Origin of the sequence: Aeromicrobium sp. Leaf291 (assembly GCF_001423365.1) — a bacterium.
GTDB lineage: Bacteria > Actinomycetota > Actinomycetes > Propionibacteriales > Nocardioidaceae > Aeromicrobium.
Window position 1 is genome coordinate 278,666 of record NZ_LMNM01000003.1, and the last position, 15,558, is coordinate 294,223.

Below are 15,558 nucleotides of genomic sequence, written 5' to 3' on the forward strand. Positions count from 1 at the left end.
TCGCCGGCACTCAGCGCAGCAGGCCCTGCAGCTCGCTGGGCAGAGCGTCGAAGGACAGCCTCCACTGCGTGTCGGCGAGGCCGTAGGTCTCGTCCTTGCCGCGTGTGCGGGTGTAGCCGGACGACTGCGTACCGTTGAACGCCCACCAGGCGAACCCGATGTCGGTCGTCTCGAGGTTCGACGCCATGCGGGTCAGGAACTTGGCGCGCGAGGGGTCGCAGTCGGTCTCGGAGGCGTCGTGGCGGATGCACGCACCCCACTCCGTGAGCAGCACCGGAGCGGCGAAGTCGTTGCGGGCGTCGTTCATGCCGCCCCACCGGGTCTGGATGCGTCGGTTGAAGAGCGACTGACTGCTGAGCGCCTCGTCGGAGTGACGCCAGGCGTAGTCGTGCACCGCGTACACCAGCTTGTCCTGGCGCGAGATCTTCAGCGGGTCGCGGAACTGCTCGATCAGCTTGGAGTTGTGCTCCAGGCCGCCGACCACCACGAGCAGGCGTGGCGCCACCGAGTGCACGGCCTCCACGCCCAGCGTTGCCGCACGCTTCCAGTCCGTCTCCTCGTCACCGCTCCCCCAGGTGGGCATGCGGTCGGTCTTCACGTCGAACCGGATCTCGTTGCGCAGCTCGGCCGCGATCACGGCCGGCTGGTCCTCGTACCGCTTCGCCATGAGCGTCCAGTGCTCGAGCCACTCGCTCTCGGGGTGCTCGGCGGTGTACCAGAGACCGTTCCCGTCGCGGATGTTGCAGCACCAGTCGGCGGTGGAGTGGTGGTTGTCGAGGATGATCCTGAGGTCGGCGTCGGCCAGTGCCTCCACGACCGCGTCGTAGACCTCGAGCGCGGTCTTGCCCTGGAGCTGAGGGTTGGCAGCGACCCGCGCCGGGTCCGGCACCTCGTCGTCACGCACCATCTCGTTCGACCACGGGAGCCGCACCGTGTTGAAGCCGGCGTCCGCCAGCTCCTCGGCCATGTCGGCCAGCGGCCGACGGTCCAGGCCACCGGGCACCAGGTCGGGCGTCTCCGCGCCGTACCAGTTGGCGGCCGACACCTTGAACCGCTCGCCGGTCTCGTCGACGATGCGCATGCGACCGTCGATCTCCTCGGCCCGCATGCCGCCCACGGCGGGCAGCGTCGGCGTGGGTGAAGCGCTCGCGGCCGGCGTCGCCGACGTGCTCGCGCCCGTGTCACGGTAGGGACCGACGTCGAGCAGGCGGGCCCCCACCACGCCCGCCAGGGCCACGACCAGGAGCGCCACCACGGCCACGAGGCCCTTCCACGTGGTGGAAGGGCCTCGCTGCCGGTGCGAAGAGGTCATCGCAGCTTCATGAACGCTGCGTGGGTCGAGCCGCAGCTCGTGGACTTCTTCCAGATGTTGATCCAGTCGGTCTTGTACCTGTTGTAGAGCGTCGGGTCGTTCCAGACCCGGAGGGTCGTCTCGTCGCTCAGCCTGAAGCCGGAGTAGTCCAGGTTGCGCGGCCCCGTCCACACCGACGACTTCTCGTCGCTCAGGATGTTCTTGGTGTGGATGTACTGGCCACAGCGCAGGTACGTCGTGGATCCGCCGAGCTGCTTCTTCAGCCCGTCGAACGTCGCCTTGTCGGTACCGAAGACGTGCGAGCCGGACGGGATCGGCCGGCTCATGACCACGTAGACCTTGCAGCCCTTCGCCTTGAGCTCCTTGATCGTGTCGACCCACTTGGTGCCGATGTCGCCGGTTCCGAGCAGCACCGCGAACCGCACAGCCTCACCCTTGTCGCACGTGTAGCTCGAACCCTTCAGCCGATCGAGGATCGGGTCGTAGCCTCCGGACGGCGAGAACGAGACAGCCGTGCGAGCCGCGCCGAAGCCCGAGCCCTTCCGCTCCTTGGCGCTCACCATGCCGTCGCCCGAGCTGACGTCGGCCGGGGCCCACGTGTTGTCGTCGGCGCTCTTGACCAAGCCGTCGGCGCCCGAGGTCGCCCAGCCACCGTTGCCGGCCGAGGTCCGCTCGGCGGCCTGGATCATCTGCGACAACCGTGCCGAGGAGCGCGCGTAGATGTTCGCGTCGTTCCACAGCACCGAGCTGGAGTTCCAGTAGTCGCGCAGCTGCCAGTACGACCAGTTGGAGGTCGAGATGACCGTGACGGGTGCGCCCTTGGCCTTGCTGATGGTCAGGAGCTTCTGGTGGTTGTCACCCGCGTTGTTCTGCCCGCTCAGCCCGCGGTCGCTCATGCAGGCTTCCTTGCACTCGTAGTAGCCACCGCCGTTGCGGGCAGCGATCTGCTTGAGCCACTCCGTCGTGTAGGCCTGCTTGCCGGTGGTGTCGTTGACCACCATGCTGACCTTCACCTTGCGGGTCGCGCTCACGTAGTCGAGCGCGCGCAGGATCGGGTTCACCATCTCGGGAGGGTTCTTGTAGAGCCCATCGTCGTCGATGTGCCACATGGCCAGCTTCAGCTCGGCGCCGGTGTCGGCGGCGCAGATGGTCTTGACCAGCTGGTCGCGCAGTGCCTTGGACCGCTTGGTCCTGTCGGCCGTGGAGTACGCGCCGGGGTTGGAGAACGCGGGCTGGATGCCTGCAGGGCGCGAGGGGTAGGTGGTGCAGCTGACCACGTGCACGGCGGGAGTGGTGGAGTACCCGATGGCGTAGAGGCCCACCAGCTTGGTCGACACGCGGTACTGCCACCGGCCGGGGGGCGTGGAGACGGACCCGAAGCTGACGGTCCGGTTGGCACCGGTGGAACCGGTCGTGGCGGTCTTGACCGTGGCCCACTGGGTGCCGGTGATCTTGCCCGACGAGCTGCGGGTGGGCACCCGTCGCTGCAGGTAGGCCGGGTTGCCCTTGACGCCGTACGACAGGACGGCCGAGAAGGTGATGCCGCTGCGGCTGTAGATCTCCTCGTTCGTCGCCACGGCGGTCTTCTTGCCGCTGATCGTCTTGCTCAGCGAGACCGACACGGGTCGGTAGGAGTTGACCTGCCGGGCGGCCGACTGGGTGGAGCCGACCCGGACGCGGTAGTTGCGGAAGCCGTCGACGTACTTCTTGCCCTCGACGACATGGGCCGAGACCACGGTGATCTTCCAGGTGCCGTTGGAAGTGGCCTTTGTGCTGGCTCCCGGGACCTTGGTGCTGGCCGTGGTGCTGGGCGTCGGGATCTTGTGTGCCCCCTGGTAGAGCTGCACCGTGGAGCCGGCGGGCGCCTTGCCGGAGAACTCCACCGGCGAGCCCTCCCGGACCTTGGTGAGGTTCGACGTGATGGTCACCGTGACGGCCGAGGCCGGGGCGGCGACCAGCAGTCCGCCGAGCAGCGCGAGCAGCGGTGCGAGCACGGCTGCGCGCATGAGTGAGCGGACAGACACAGGGGTACGACCTTCCAAGCCCGAGACGAAGTCTGGATGATCGTACCAAGATGGCCGCCGCGCACCGACCGGTTCGCGCACATCTCCCCTGCTCTTCAGGGCGGTCGACCGTCGGACTTGCCGGTCCCCACCTGGTTGCCATGCTGGGGGTTGTGGCTGCGGAGCGCCGACCATCGCGCAGCTCCCGCCCCGACCGACCCTCCCCCACGAACAGGAGCACCACCATGACCGTGCGTGACATCGCCCTGAACGACGGAACCACCATCCCCCAGCTGGGGTTCGGCGTGTTCCAGATCGATCCCGCCGAGACCCAGGCGGCCGTCGAGAAGGCCCTCGAGGTCGGCTACCGCCACATCGACACCGCCAAGATCTACGGCAACGAGGAGGGCGTCGGCGCGGCGCTCAAGGCCACGGGTCTGGCCGACGAGGTCTTCGTGACCACCAAGCTGTGGAACGACGACCAGGGACACGAGTCCACGCTGCGGGCCTTCGACGCCAGCATGGGCCGGCTCGGTCTCGACGTGCTCGACCTCTACCTCATCCACTGGCCCACGCCGGAGAAGGACCGCTTCGTCGACACCTGGAAGGCGTTCGAGCAGCTGAAGGCCGACGGCCGTGTGCGATCCATCGGCGTCTCGAACTTCCGCGTCCAGGACCTGCAGCGCCTGGCCGACGAGGGCCTGACCACCCCGTCGGTCAACCAGGTCGAGCTGCACCCCGCCCTCACGCAGGACGTGCTGCGGGCGTTCCACTCCGAGCACGGCATCGTGACCGAGGCCTGGAGCCCGCTGGCCCAGGGCGCCGTGCTCAGCGAGCCCGCCGTCGTCGAGATCGCCGAGGCGCACGACGCCACGCCCGGTCAGGTCGTCCTGGCCTGGCAGCTGGCGCTCGAGAACGTCGTGTTTCCCAAGTCGGTCACGCCCGAGCGCATCGCCGAGAACTTCGGCGCCACCGAGGTGCAGCTGAGCGACGACGAGCTCCAGCGCATCAGCGCCATCAACCGCGACGAGCGCACCGGACCCGATCCGTCCGAGTTCAACTGACGATGTCGGTCGTCGGGCCGGTCCAGGCCCGGCGGCCGGTCCGTCAGCCGGCGATCTTCGAGACCCGCAGGAAGTCCTCGGCCAGCTTGGTGTTGCCGAGCGCGTTCGGGTGGGTCTTGTCCAGCGTGAACAGGTCGTCGAGGAAGCGGACCGTCACGTAGGTGAAGCCACGCTTCTCGGCCTCGCGCTTCTGCGCCTTCCACATCCAGGAGTGAACGCTGCGTCCGTCGGTGCCCCACGGCGTGGTCACGTAGACCTCGTTCGCCGGGATCCCCTCGGCCTTGCGCGCCTTGTCCAGCTTGGTCATGTAGTTGCTGATCGCCAGCTCCACCTGGGCGCGGGGACTCGTGACGTAGCCCTGCCCCTGACCCCCGCGGCAACGGTGGTAGTCGTTGCGGCCGGTGGCCACGATGATCTTGGCCGGCTTGATGCGCGCGATCTCGGAGAGCCGCTGGTCGAAGCGGGTGCCACCGCACTTGTTGCCGCGGGCCCACATGCCCGAGCCCGACTCGGCCGAGAGCACAGCCCGCATGTCGGCCTTGGCCGCGACCTTGGACCACCAGCCCTGCGACGGCGACCCGGGCTGGTCGGAGAACCAGGCGCTGGTGGAGTCACCGAACACCAGGAGCGGCTCGCCCGGCGCCGGCGCCGAGGCGGCCCTGGCAGCCTTGCTGGCGGTGGCGGTGGGGGTCGGGCTCGGCTTCGGCGCACTCGTGATGGGCGCGGGGGTCGGCGTCGGCTCCGCAGTGGGCTCCGGCTCCGCGGACGGCTCGACCTCGGTCGTCGGCGCGGGCGTCGAGACGGCCGCCGACGGCGTGGGGTCGGCCGTCGGCTCGTCGGAGATGGCGGGCACCGTCATGACGGTGAACAGACCTGCGGTGACTGCGCCGACGGCAATCAGGTTCTTCGTGAGCGCGCGCGCGTCGAGCATGTGTCTTTCCCAACCCCGAGATGATCGTGACGGTCAAGGGTCACACATGCTCGCTCGTGCGCGTCGGGGAGCACACGAAGATGGTTCGATCGGACTAGTAGGCGTCGGGGCGCAGGTGCCCAGACGCGACGAGACCCTGGCCATCCCCCCGAACGGCCAGGGTCTCGTCGTGTGTGATGGACCATCCCCCCGAGATGCTCCACCGTCCGGCCCGTCCCCCGACAGGCCGGAAGTCTCAGTGCGTCATGCGGCCGCCACCGCGGTGAGGGGCTGGATGCCGTCGGTGTCGAGCGGCTGGATGCCGTCGGTGTCGAGCGGCTGGATGCCGTCGGTGTCGAGCGGCTGGATGCCCTGGGTGACGAGCGGCTGGATGCCGGCCTGGGGCGCTGCCTGCGCGGTGGCCGGCACGAGCACCAGCGACGCGGTGGCCGCGAGCACGGCGACGCTCGAGGCGATCAACCTGCGCGTGCGGATCGTCGTCACTCCGGAGTCCTTTCGTCCATCCCCTTGGTCACAGGAGACTACACGGAACTAGTTCTTTAGGACTAGACCTGACTAGTCACTCTTTTGTCCGGTCCCGTGTCGGGACCTTCGGCGCCCGGAACCGGGCACGGCGGCGACTCGCCCGGACCGGTGGCGTCCGTCACGTCTCGTAGGGTGGACCGGTGACCACCGCCGAACTCGCCCGCGCAGCCGCGGAAGCCCTCGCCGACCGCACCGACGGAGCGACCCACGACGTCGCCCTCGTGATGGGATCGGGCTGGCTGCCCGCCGCCGACGCCCTCGGGACCCCTGACCACGAGATCGCCCTGGCCGACCTGCCCGGATTCAGTGCACCGGCGGTCGCCGGCCACGGCGGCACGGTGCGCTCGGTCAAGGTCGGAGAACGCCGCGCCCTCGTGTTCCTCGGGCGCACGCACTTCTACGAGGGCAAGGGCGTGGCGGCCGTCGTCCACGGCGTCCGGACCGCGGCAGCAGCCGGCGTCCGCACCGTCGTGCTCACCAACGGCTGCGGCGGGCTCGACCCCAGCTGGACGCCCGGCACCCCCGTGCTCATCAGCGACCACATCAACCTCACCGCCACCTCACCGATCGAGGGCGCGAACTTCGTCGACCTCACCGACCTCTACTCCGCGCGCCTGCGAGCCCTGTGCCGCGAGGTCGACCCCTCGCTCGACGAGGGCGTGTACGTGCAGTTCCCCGGCCCGCACTACGAGACGCCCGCCGAGATCGCCATGGTGCGTGCCATCGGCGGCACCCTCGTCGGCATGTCGACCACGCTAGAGGCGATCGCGGCACGCGAGGCCGGCATGGAGGTGCTCGGACTCTCGCTCGTGACCAACCTCGCCGCCGGCATCTCCGGCGAGCCCCTCAACCACGAGGAGGTCCTCGAGGCCGGCAAGGCGGCCGCGAGCCGCATGGGCGCCCTGCTCGCCGACGTCATCCCCCGGATCTAGTGGGCGCCCCACCCGACCTGCACCGCTCCCACCAGCACCGCCCGCCAGGAGGCACCATGCCCGTCGTCGACCTCGCCCTCGACTGGATCGACCAGGATCCTGACCCGGTCACCCGTGCCGAGCTGCAGGCTCTCGTCGACGCCGACGACCTGGACGCGCTGCACGACCGCTTCGACGAGCGGCTGCAGTTCGGTACGGCCGGGCTGCGCGGCGCACTCGGTGGAGGACCGAACCGGATGAACCGGGTCATCGTGGCCAAGGCGGCGGCGGGTCTCGCGGCCTACCTGCTGCGCGAGACACCCGACGACCCGTCGGTCGTCGTCGGCTACGACGCCCGCCACAACTCCGACGTGTTCGCCCGCGACACCGCCGAGATCATGCACGCGGCGGGTGTGCGGGCCTACCTGCTGCCCACCCACTTGCCGACCCCCGTGCTGGCCCACGCGATCCTGCACCTCGGCTGCTCGGCGGGTGTCATGGTCACGGCCTCGCACAACCCGCCCCAGGACAACGGCTACAAGGTCTACCTCGGCGACTCCAGCCAGATCGTTCCTCCCGCCGACACCGACATCTCCGCCCTCATCGACGCCGTCGGGCGGGTCGACGAGCTCCCGCGCAGCGACGACTACACGACGGTGGGCCCCGAGGTGGCCGAGGCGTACGTGCAGGCCGTCGTCGACCTCGCGCACGACGGGCCGCGCGACGTGGTGGCCGTCTACACCCCGATGCACGGCGTCGGCCGGAACACGCTGGTCGAGGTCGTGCGCCGTGCCGGCTTCGCACCGCTCCACGTGGTCCGCGAGCAGGGCGACCCCGACCCCGACTTCCCCACCGTCGCGTTCCCGAACCCCGAGGAGCCCGGCGCCATGGACCTGGCGCTCAAGCTCGCGTCGGAGGTGCAGGCCGACGTGATCGTGGCCAACGACCCCGACGCCGACCGCTGCGCCGTCGGCGTCCGCGACGGCGAGGGGTTCCGCATGCTCACCGGCGACCAGACGGGCGTGCTGCTCGCCGAGCTGCTGCTACGGCGTGGCGCGGTGGGCACGTACGGGTCGTCGATCGTGTCGTCGGACATGCTCGGCCGCCAGGCTGCCGCGCACGACCGCCGCTGGCAGCAGACGCTCACGGGCTTCAAGTGGCTGGGCAAGATCGACGACCTCGTGTTCGGCTACGAGGAGGCGCTGGGCTACAGCGTCGCCCCGCACGTGGCCCGAGACAAGGACGGCGTCTCGGCGATCCTCGCGGTGCTCGAGCTCGCCGCCGAGCTGAAGGCCGAGGGCCGGACGCTGCTCGACCTGCTCGACGACCTGTACCGCGAGCACGGGCTGCACGCCACGGGCCAGCTCTCGGTGCGCGTGGAGGACCTGTCGATCATCGCGACGGCCATGAGCACGCTGCGCAGCACCCCGCCCCGGCTGCTCGCCGGGCTCGAGGTGACGTCCGTCGACGACCTGGCCGACGGGTACGCCGGCCTGCCCCCCACCGACGGCATCCGCCTGGGCCTCGGCGACGCCGCGCGCATCATCTGCCGTCCCTCGGGCACCGAGCCGAAGCTCAAGTGCTACGTCGAGGTGGTCGTGCCGGTCACCGACTCGGTCGAGGTCGCCCGCGAGGAGGCGTCGGCCACGCTCGAGGCCGTCAAGTCGGACCTCGCCGTCGCTCTCGGCCTCGCCTGATCCACCCGCCCGACCCCACCCATCGGTGGATCCTCAACCGCAGGGGCACTGCTGCGGTTGACGATCCACCGATGTGGGGCTCCGGACCTGGTCAGCGGGTGCGGTAGAGGGTGACCCCGGGCTTCACGCGGCGGTCGCCGGAGTAGACGAGGGTCAGGGTCCGCTTGCCCTTGCCGACCCCGGAGAGCCGCACCGAGGCCGTGCCGCCCACGACCTTCGCGACACCCACCGGGCGCCAGCCGTCGAGCACGAGCAGCACGCCGCCGTCGGCCTTCACGTCACCTCCGGCCACCGTGGCCGTGAGCGTGACCTTGGGCGGTGCGGTGTAGCCGGTCACGGCGATGCGCGTGGGGCCGACCTGCGGCTCCTTCTGCTTCGCCGTGAAGCCGACGATCGCCGGGTCGTGGTCGCTGGCGCGGTAGGGGCTCGTGTCGTACAGGCGCGTGACGTTGTTGTCGTAGCGGCTGTACTCACGCCCCAGCGACTCGTCGGCGTTGATGTCCCACACGTCGGCACCGGTGACCTTGTCCACTGCGGCCGGCGAGGCGAACACGTGGTCGAGCGAGCCGAGCAGGCCACCGAACTGGTACGTGGTCTTGTCGGTGTACTTCGCGGGGACGTTCACGTAGCCGGCGTCCTCGAGGACCGCGATCGGGTCCTCCTTGCTGTAGCTGTTGAAGTCGCCGGTCAGGAACACCGTCTCGGTGCCGGCCGCGGCCTTCTGCTCGTCGGCGAACGCGACCAGCGCGGTGGCCTGGCGGACGCGCGACGCGTTCGACGCACCCTGGCCGTCGCCGGTGTCGGCGTCCTCTCCGGAGCCCGAGCCCTTGGACTTGAAGTGGTTCACGACCACCAGGAAGTCGTCGCGCTCCGTGCCGCCGACGGGCCGGAACTCCTGCGACAGCGGGTCACGGGCGTTGTCGAACGCGGGGTCGTCGTCGATGACGGACTCCCCCACCGGCTCGACGACACCGACGCGGTGGATGAACGCCGTGCGGATCACGTCCTCGCGCTCGGGAACCCGGGTGGGTGACGCGACGGCCGCCCACTCCTCGCGGCCGGCCTTCTCGTTGAGCGCCGCCACGAGGGCACGCAGCGCGGTGTCGCGGTCCATGCCGAAGGCGGCGGAGTTCTCGATCTCCTCCAACGAGACGACGTCGGCACCGAGGGCGTCGATGGCGTTGACGATCTTGGCCTGCTGACGCTGCAGGTTCGCGTCGTCGGCAGCGCCGCGGGGGCCGTCGTTGGTGCAGGAGTTGACGGTGACCCGGTTGCCGTTGCGGTCCGAGTAGTAGGTGCACGTGCCGGCACCGGACTTCTCGTACGCCTCCCCGGTGAGGGTGAAGTAGTTGAGCACGTTGAACGACGCGATCTTGACGTCGCCGCCCACGTCCTTCGGAGCGGCGACCCGCGTGCTGCCGATGCTGATCGGCTCGTCGCCGTCGGCGGTCAGCTGCTGGGTGGGCTGGAGCCGCCACAGGCTGAACCGGTAGTCGAGCACCAGGTCGTCACCGGTGAACGTGACCGGGGCACCGGCGCGCACCTCGTTGTTGGGACGCAGCCACGGCACCGGCGTGTTCTTGCCGCCGCTCGTGAAGTTGATGCCTGCGCCGTCGTCGACGGTGATGAGGCGCTGCGCGTTCTCGGCCACGACGGCGTCGTACTCCGCCGATCCCGGGCGGGCGACGTCGGTGGGCTGCGGCAAGCCGGTGTCGCCGGCGGCGAGACCGATCTCGCCGAACGTGTTGGTGCCGAAGTTGTTGGTGATCGTGTAGCGACCCTCGGGCGCCACGAGCATGCCCTCCAGGCTCTCGCGCTGCGTCTCGCCCAGCGGCAGGGTGAGCGGCGTGGGCTTCACGGCCTGGGCCGGGTCGGCGAGCTGCTTCCAGTCACCGGCCCCGGGCGACACCTGGGTGAGCCCGAAGCTCTCGGCCACCGTGCCGGTGACCTCGACGTGGTCGCCGATCTCGACGTCGGCCGCCATGGCGGCCGACGCGACGAAGACCCCGTCCGAAGCCGTCCGGTCCGCGGGAGCGGTGCCGCCCGTGCCCTCGGTCTGGAGGTAGAGCCCGTCGAAGCCGCCCGACGGGTACGCGGCGGTGACCACGCCGCTGGTGGTGACGGTCCGACCGACCAGCGGGCTGGCGGAGCCGGTGCCCTGGATCTCGGCGATCGTGACGTCGACCGGAGGCTCGGGCGGCGTGCCGCTCCCGTCGCAGTCGGTGCCACAGGCCTGCGGCGTCGGCGCACCGCCGCGCAGGTCGGCCGCGTTGTCGTCGGTGTCCTGCGCGTCCGTGCGCTGCAACGACGAGGTGACCGAGTACCCCGAGGGAGCCGGACCGCTCCCCTCGTAGGTGGCGGACGCGCCGTAGCCGACGAGGTCGACCAGCTGGTCGGAGCCGAGCACGCTCGCTCGGTCGCCGCTCAGCGCCGACGTGGAGCGGACGAGCGCCAGGGTGCCGCCGTTGGCGTTGCCCGAGAACGCGATCGCCGACGTGACGTCGGGCGTGGGCAGCGCCTGGCCGTTCGAGGCGTTGGCGTTGCCCGAGACCAGCAGCGTGCCGCCGGGCTCCACGTGGTGGTCGCCGAGGGCGATGACGCCGGTGAACGCGCCGGTCGAGGAGTACGAGCGGTACTGCAACGACCAGCCGGACACGTCGATCGGCTCGTCGGTGGGGTTCTCGATCTCGACGAACTTGTTGAGGTAGGTGGCCCCGCTGCTGCCACCGTTCAGGTAGGCCTCGCCGATGACCAGACCGTCGCCGTCGGGTGCGGCCTGGACCGGCGAGGCGGCCATCAGGCCGGCGACCAGTGCGGCGCCCGCCGTCAGGACGGCGCCGGCGCGCACGCCGCGCATCAGCGCTTCTTCTTCGCGACGACGGTGACCTTCAGGTCACGCTCGACCGGGGCGTAGGTGTCGTCGCCGCTGTAGGCAGCCGTGAGCACCTGTGACCCCGCCGGCAGCCGTCGGGTGTCGAGCAGCAGGACGGCGACGCCGCTGCGGGTCAGCCTGGCCGACCCGAGCTTCGTGCCTGCGGCGTCGGTGACCGTCAGGCTTCCGGTCGGGCGTCCCTCGCCGCCCTTGACGCGGGCCACCAGCAGCGACGGCGAGCCCTGCTTGACGAGGGGAAGGGTGACGACGTCGAGCCTGGCGTCGGCGCCGGACTCCTCGATCGAGAACGGCGGCAGGACCGCCGTGGTCCCCGTCGGGGTCGCCTCGACCTCGACGCGCACGTCGCCCGTGACGCCGTCCGGCAGGGTGCGCTCGACGGTGACGGCGCCGTCGCTGACCGGGAACTCGCCCAGGTCGTACGGGGTGTCGCCGGAGTAGAGCGTGGCGGTGACGCTGCGGGTCTGCGGGCTGCCGAGCGACGTCAGGTCGAGCTTCGGCAGCGTGAACGAGACCGTGCCGCCCTCCTCGTAGGAGGACTGAAGTCCCTCCACCTGCACGGCGTGCCGGGCGAAGCTGGGGGCGACGGGGCTGTTCTCGCCCAGGTAGTCGATCCAGACCTCGTAGTCGAGCAGTCCGGTGTCGACCGCCGTGCCCTCGGCGAAGGTCCGGAAGTTGTCACCGCCGGAGGCCAGGAACGACGGCACCGCGACCTTGTACGTCGTGTCGGCACCGACCTGCTCGCCGTCGACGCGCAGCGACGTGATGCGCTCGCCCTCGGGCCGGGTCGGGTCGAAGGTGTAGGCGACGTTGCTCGAGGTGCCGAGCTGCAGGTAGGGGCGCGAGGGCACGTTGCCCGCGGCGTCGCGCTGCCACTGCTCCTCGAAGACCTGCGTCAGCTGGGCCCCCGTGAGGCTGACCGAGCTGAGGTTGTTGGTGAAGGGCAGCACCGCGTTGGCCTCGGCGAACGTGACCACGCCGTCGGCGTTGGAGCCGCCGGTGCCCTTGAACAGCAGGTCGCTGCGCAGGCCGCCGGGGTTGACGACGGACAGGTCGGCGCCGGCCGGGGTGTCCTTCACGCCGGCGAGCTGGGCGTCGGCGACCAGGTTGCCGAGGGTGGACTCGCTGGAGCGGTCGTCCCGGTTGCCGCCGGCGTAGGCCGTGGTGACGTCGGCCGTTACCTCGGCGACGGGCTTGCTGCCGACCTCCTGGGCGTTGGCGAGCGCGGCGTCGACGATGGTCTTGACCTCGGCCACGCGCGGGAACCGGCTCACCAGGGTGGCGTCGTCGGTGGTGGTGCGTGCTGCGTTGGTGGCGGTGCTGGTGACGTCGCCGGTGTCGCCGTCGACGGTCAGGTCGATGCTGCCGATGAACTCGCCGTAGCTGCCGGTCTGCAGCACCGGGCGGGTCTTGCCGGCCTCGCCGGGCACCGGGGCCTGCCAGGCGTACTGCTTGTGGGTGTGGCCGGTGAAGATCGCGTCGACCTCGGCGTCGGTCTTCTGCACGATGTCGGCGAAGGCGCCGCCTGCGGCCACCTCCTGCTCCAGGGTCGCGCCGTCGGGCGTCCCGGCCCCGGCTCCCTCGTGGTACGCCGCGACCACGACGTCGGGCGGGGTAGCCGACGCCTCGAGCTCGGCGACGGTGTCGTTGACCGCCTCGATCGGGTCGGTGAACTCGATGTCGGAGATGCCCGACGGCGAGACGAGCGAGGGCGTCTCCTCGGTGACCGCTCCGACGACGGCGACGTCGAGCCCGCCGACCTCGAAGGTCTCGTACGCGGGGAGCGCCGGCTCGCCGGTGGCCTTGGAGACGACGTTGGCGCCCAGGTAGGAGAAGTCCGCCCGGTCGGCGACCCGGCCGGTGAGGTCGGCGAACCCGCGGTCGAACTCGTGGTTGCCGACGGTCGAGACCTTCAGGTCGAGAGCGTTCAGCACGTCGATGGTGGGCGCGTCCTGCTGCGTGGCGGACGCGAACAGCGAGGCGCCGATGTTGTCGCCGGCCGACATGAAGAGCGTGTTCGCCTCGCCCGCCTCGGCTCGCAGCTGCTCGACGGTGCCGGCGAACTTCACCGTGTTGGCGTCGATACGACCGTGGTAGTCGTTGATGTCGAGCAGCCGGATGGTGACGTCGTCGGCGGCCTGGGCCGGGGCCGCGGCGATGACGCCTGCTCCGAGCGCGAGGGTGGTGCCGAGGGCGAGAGCGGGTGCGGCCGCAGCGCGGCGCAGACGTGTCTTCACGTGAGAGCGGTCCTTCGGGTCGTCGAGTCGGCCCCCCGATGGCACGACTGCGCCCGGACCAGCTCTGGAACGTGCCTCGATTCCACCCGACGACCACCTGTGGCGTCAACGCCCCCCACGTGACGAATGGGTGAAGTCGCGGTGTGGGCGCCTGCGTCGGCGTCTCGTAGGCTCACCCCTCGTGGGCGTCGTGATCGTGGCCGGGCCGTCGGGTGTCGGGAAGTCCCACCTCGGGCAGGTGCTGGGGTGGTCGGTGCTGCGCCTCGACGACTTCTACCGCGAGGGCCACGACCCCGACCTGCCGCGGTCGAGCCTGGGCATCCCGGACTGGGACCACCCCGGCTCGTGGGACCCCGTCGCCGCCGTCGGTGCCATCGCCGAGCTGTGCGCGAGCGGCGAGGCGGACGTGCCCGTCTACGACCTCGCCTCGAGCGCCCGTACCGGCACGCAGCACCTGGTGGTGGGCGACCAGTTCATCGCCGAGGGCCTGTTCGCGCCTCAGGTCGTGTCCGCCTGTCGCGAGGCGGGCCTGCTCGACGCAGCCATCTGCCTACGTCGGCACCGGCTGGTCACCTTCGCGCTGCGCCTGGCACGGGACCTGCGCGAGGGCCGCAAGGGCCCGTGGGTGCTCGTGCGCCGTGGTTGGCGCCTGAAGAACGACGACGACCGCGTCGTCGCGCAGGCCGTGGCCGCCGGCTGCGAGCCGATGACACCCCGCCAGGCCCGGCGGATGCTCCGCTCCCCCGCCTGAGGACCGCCGAGACCGTCCGACCTCGCCAGGTCGGAGGTAGGTGTCGCACCTCATCGCCGCCGGATGAGGTGCGAGACCTACCTCCGACGGCGTGGTTCGGTGCGAGACCTACCTCTGACGGCCCCGGGCCGCCGGTGGGGGCGGGGGCGGGGATGGGTCAGAGCGCGGCGTAGCGGGGCTTGATGACGTCGTCGATGAGGGCGAGGCGCTCGTCGAAGGGGAGGAAGGCGCTCTTCATGGCGTTGACGGTGAACCAGCGCAGGTCGTCGGCGTCGTAGCCGAACGCGTCCACGAGCAGCTGCATCTCGCGGCTCATCGACGTGCCGCTCATGAGCCGGTTGTCGCAGTTGACCGTCACTCGGAAGCCGAGCTCCTTGAGCAGGCCGATCGGGTGGTCGGCGATGGAGCGCATGCCGGGCACCGCCGACGTCTGCAGGTTCGACGACGGGCACATCTCGAGCGGGATGCGCTTGTCGCGGATGTAGGCCGCCAGCCGGCCCAGCCGCGGGCCGCCCTCGGCCGCGAGGTCGATGTCGTCGATGATCCGGACGCCGTGGCCGAGCCGGTCGGCGCCACAGCGCTGGATGGCCTGCCAGATGGACGGCAGGCCGAACGCCTCGCCCGCGTGGATGGTGAAGTGCGCGTTCTCGCGGCGCAGGTACTCGAACGCCTCGAGGTGCAGGATCGGCGGGAAGCCGTCCTCCGCACCGGCGATGTCGAACCCGCAGACGCCACGGTCGCGGTACTCGACGACCAGCTCGGCGATCTCGAGCCCGTGCTGGGCGTGCCGCATGGCGGTGAGCAGCTGGCCGACGACGATCGGCGTGCCCTCGGCCGCGGCCTCGGCCCGGCCCTCGTCGATGCCGGCCTGGACGGCCTCGACGGTCTCCGACAGGCTCATCCCGCCGCGCAGGTGCTGCTCGGGCGCCCAGCGCAGCTCGGCGTACACGACGCCGTCGGCCGCGAGGTCTAGGACGGACTCGCGGGCCACACGGGCCAGGTCCTGCGGCCGCTGCATGACGGCCACGGTGTGCTCGAACGTCTCGAGGTAGCGCGGCAGCGAGCCCGAGCTGGCCGCGTCGGCGAACCACAGACCCAGCTGGTCCGCGGGTGCGGGGAGCGCGTGGCCGACCTCCTCGGCAATGGCGGCGACGGTGGCGGGGCGGACGCCCCCGTCGAGGTGCTCGTGCAGCGCCACCTTGGGCGCGCGTCGGATCTGGTCGGCGGTGAGGGTCAC

11 protein-coding genes are annotated in these 15,558 nt (G+C 70.8%); 4 read left to right on the forward strand and 7 right to left on the reverse strand.

The window, feature by feature from the left end; genetic code table 11:
- Positions 1 to 10 precede the first annotated feature (10 nt).
- Positions 11 to 1,312: a glycoside hydrolase family 5 protein gene (locus ASF35_RS15070; RefSeq protein WP_082495545.1), complete on the reverse strand. Its 1,302-nt coding sequence runs from the start codon at positions 1,310 to 1,312 to the stop codon at positions 11 to 13.
- Positions 1,309 to 3,318, reverse strand: a complete 2,010-nt coding sequence (locus ASF35_RS18575; RefSeq protein ID WP_055969209.1) for a phospholipase D-like domain-containing protein — start codon at positions 3,316 to 3,318, stop codon at positions 1,309 to 1,311. Before ASF35_RS18575 ends, ASF35_RS15070 begins: the two co-directional genes overlap by 4 nt.
- A gap of 242 nt (positions 3,319 to 3,560) precedes the next feature.
- Here ASF35_RS18575 and ASF35_RS15080 point away from each other — a divergent pair, with 242 nt between their 5' ends.
- Positions 3,561 to 4,379: an aldo/keto reductase gene (locus ASF35_RS15080; RefSeq protein ID WP_055969213.1), complete on the forward strand. Its 819-nt coding sequence runs from the start codon at positions 3,561 to 3,563 to the stop codon at positions 4,377 to 4,379.
- Between the two features lie 43 nt (positions 4,380 to 4,422).
- Here ASF35_RS15080 and ASF35_RS15085 read toward each other — a convergent pair whose 3' ends face one another.
- Complete coding sequence (locus ASF35_RS15085) at positions 4,423 to 5,310, reverse strand: SGNH/GDSL hydrolase family protein (RefSeq protein ID WP_055969218.1); 888 nt, start codon at positions 5,308 to 5,310, stop codon at positions 4,423 to 4,425.
- A gap of 243 nt (positions 5,311 to 5,553) precedes the next feature.
- Complete coding sequence (locus ASF35_RS15090; protein WP_055969221.1) at positions 5,554 to 5,793, reverse strand: hypothetical protein; 240 nt, start codon at positions 5,791 to 5,793, stop codon at positions 5,554 to 5,556.
- A gap of 182 nt (positions 5,794 to 5,975) precedes the next feature.
- Here ASF35_RS15090 and ASF35_RS15095 point away from each other — a divergent pair, with 182 nt between their 5' ends.
- Both ASF35_RS15095 and ASF35_RS15100 read left to right on the forward strand, forming a co-directional pair.
- Entirely contained in the window at positions 5,976 to 6,767 is a 792-nt protein-coding gene (locus ASF35_RS15095) for a purine-nucleoside phosphorylase (protein WP_055969224.1), read from the forward strand.
- A 56-nt stretch (positions 6,768 to 6,823) separates the two neighbouring features.
- Positions 6,824 to 8,443: a phospho-sugar mutase gene (locus ASF35_RS15100; protein WP_055969228.1), complete on the forward strand. Its 1,620-nt coding sequence runs from the start codon at positions 6,824 to 6,826 to the stop codon at positions 8,441 to 8,443.
- Positions 8,444 to 8,534: 91 nt separating this feature from the next.
- Here the strand turns inward: ASF35_RS15100 and ASF35_RS15105 are convergent, their stop codons facing one another.
- Positions 8,535 to 11,300 (reverse strand): ExeM/NucH family extracellular endonuclease, encoded by a 2,766-nt coding sequence (locus ASF35_RS15105; RefSeq protein WP_055969231.1) that lies wholly within the window; start codon positions 11,298 to 11,300, stop codon positions 8,535 to 8,537.
- On the reverse strand, positions 11,300 to 13,570 hold the full coding sequence (locus ASF35_RS15110) for a 5'-nucleotidase C-terminal domain-containing protein (RefSeq protein ID WP_055969234.1): 2,271 nt from the start codon (positions 13,568 to 13,570) through the stop codon (positions 11,300 to 11,302). The genes ASF35_RS15105 and ASF35_RS15110 overlap by 1 nt, the downstream gene beginning before the upstream one ends.
- A 181-nt stretch (positions 13,571 to 13,751) precedes the next feature.
- Here ASF35_RS15110 and ASF35_RS15115 point away from each other — a divergent pair, with 181 nt between their 5' ends.
- Positions 13,752 to 14,321: a hypothetical protein gene (locus ASF35_RS15115; protein WP_055969237.1), complete on the forward strand. Its 570-nt coding sequence runs from the start codon at positions 13,752 to 13,754 to the stop codon at positions 14,319 to 14,321.
- 157 nt (positions 14,322 to 14,478) lie between these two features.
- On the opposite strand, the gene ASF35_RS15120 is transcribed toward ASF35_RS15115, so the two are convergent.
- Entirely contained in the window at positions 14,479 to 15,558 is a 1,080-nt protein-coding gene (locus ASF35_RS15120) for an adenosine deaminase (RefSeq protein WP_055969240.1), read from the reverse strand.

Excerpts from the sequence above, each read along its gene's own strand:
- ASF35_RS15100 (WP_055969228.1), top strand. The coding sequence starts at position 6,824 with ATGCCCGTCGTCGACCTCGCCCTCGACTGGATCGACCAGGATCCTGAC.
- ASF35_RS15105 (WP_055969231.1), bottom strand. The coding sequence starts at position 11,300 with ATGCGCGGCGTGCGCGCCGGCGCCGTCCTGACGGCGGGCGCCGCACTG.
- ASF35_RS15070 (WP_082495545.1), bottom strand. The coding sequence starts at position 1,312 with ATGACCTCTTCGCACCGGCAGCGAGGCCCTTCCACCACGTGGAAGGGC.
- ASF35_RS15085 (WP_055969218.1), bottom strand. The coding sequence starts at position 5,310 with ATGCTCGACGCGCGCGCGCTCACGAAGAACCTGATTGCCGTCGGCGCA.
- ASF35_RS15080 (WP_055969213.1), top strand. The coding sequence starts at position 3,561 with ATGACCGTGCGTGACATCGCCCTGAACGACGGAACCACCATCCCCCAG.
- ASF35_RS18575 (WP_055969209.1), bottom strand. The coding sequence starts at position 3,318 with ATGCGCGCAGCCGTGCTCGCACCGCTGCTCGCGCTGCTCGGCGGACTG.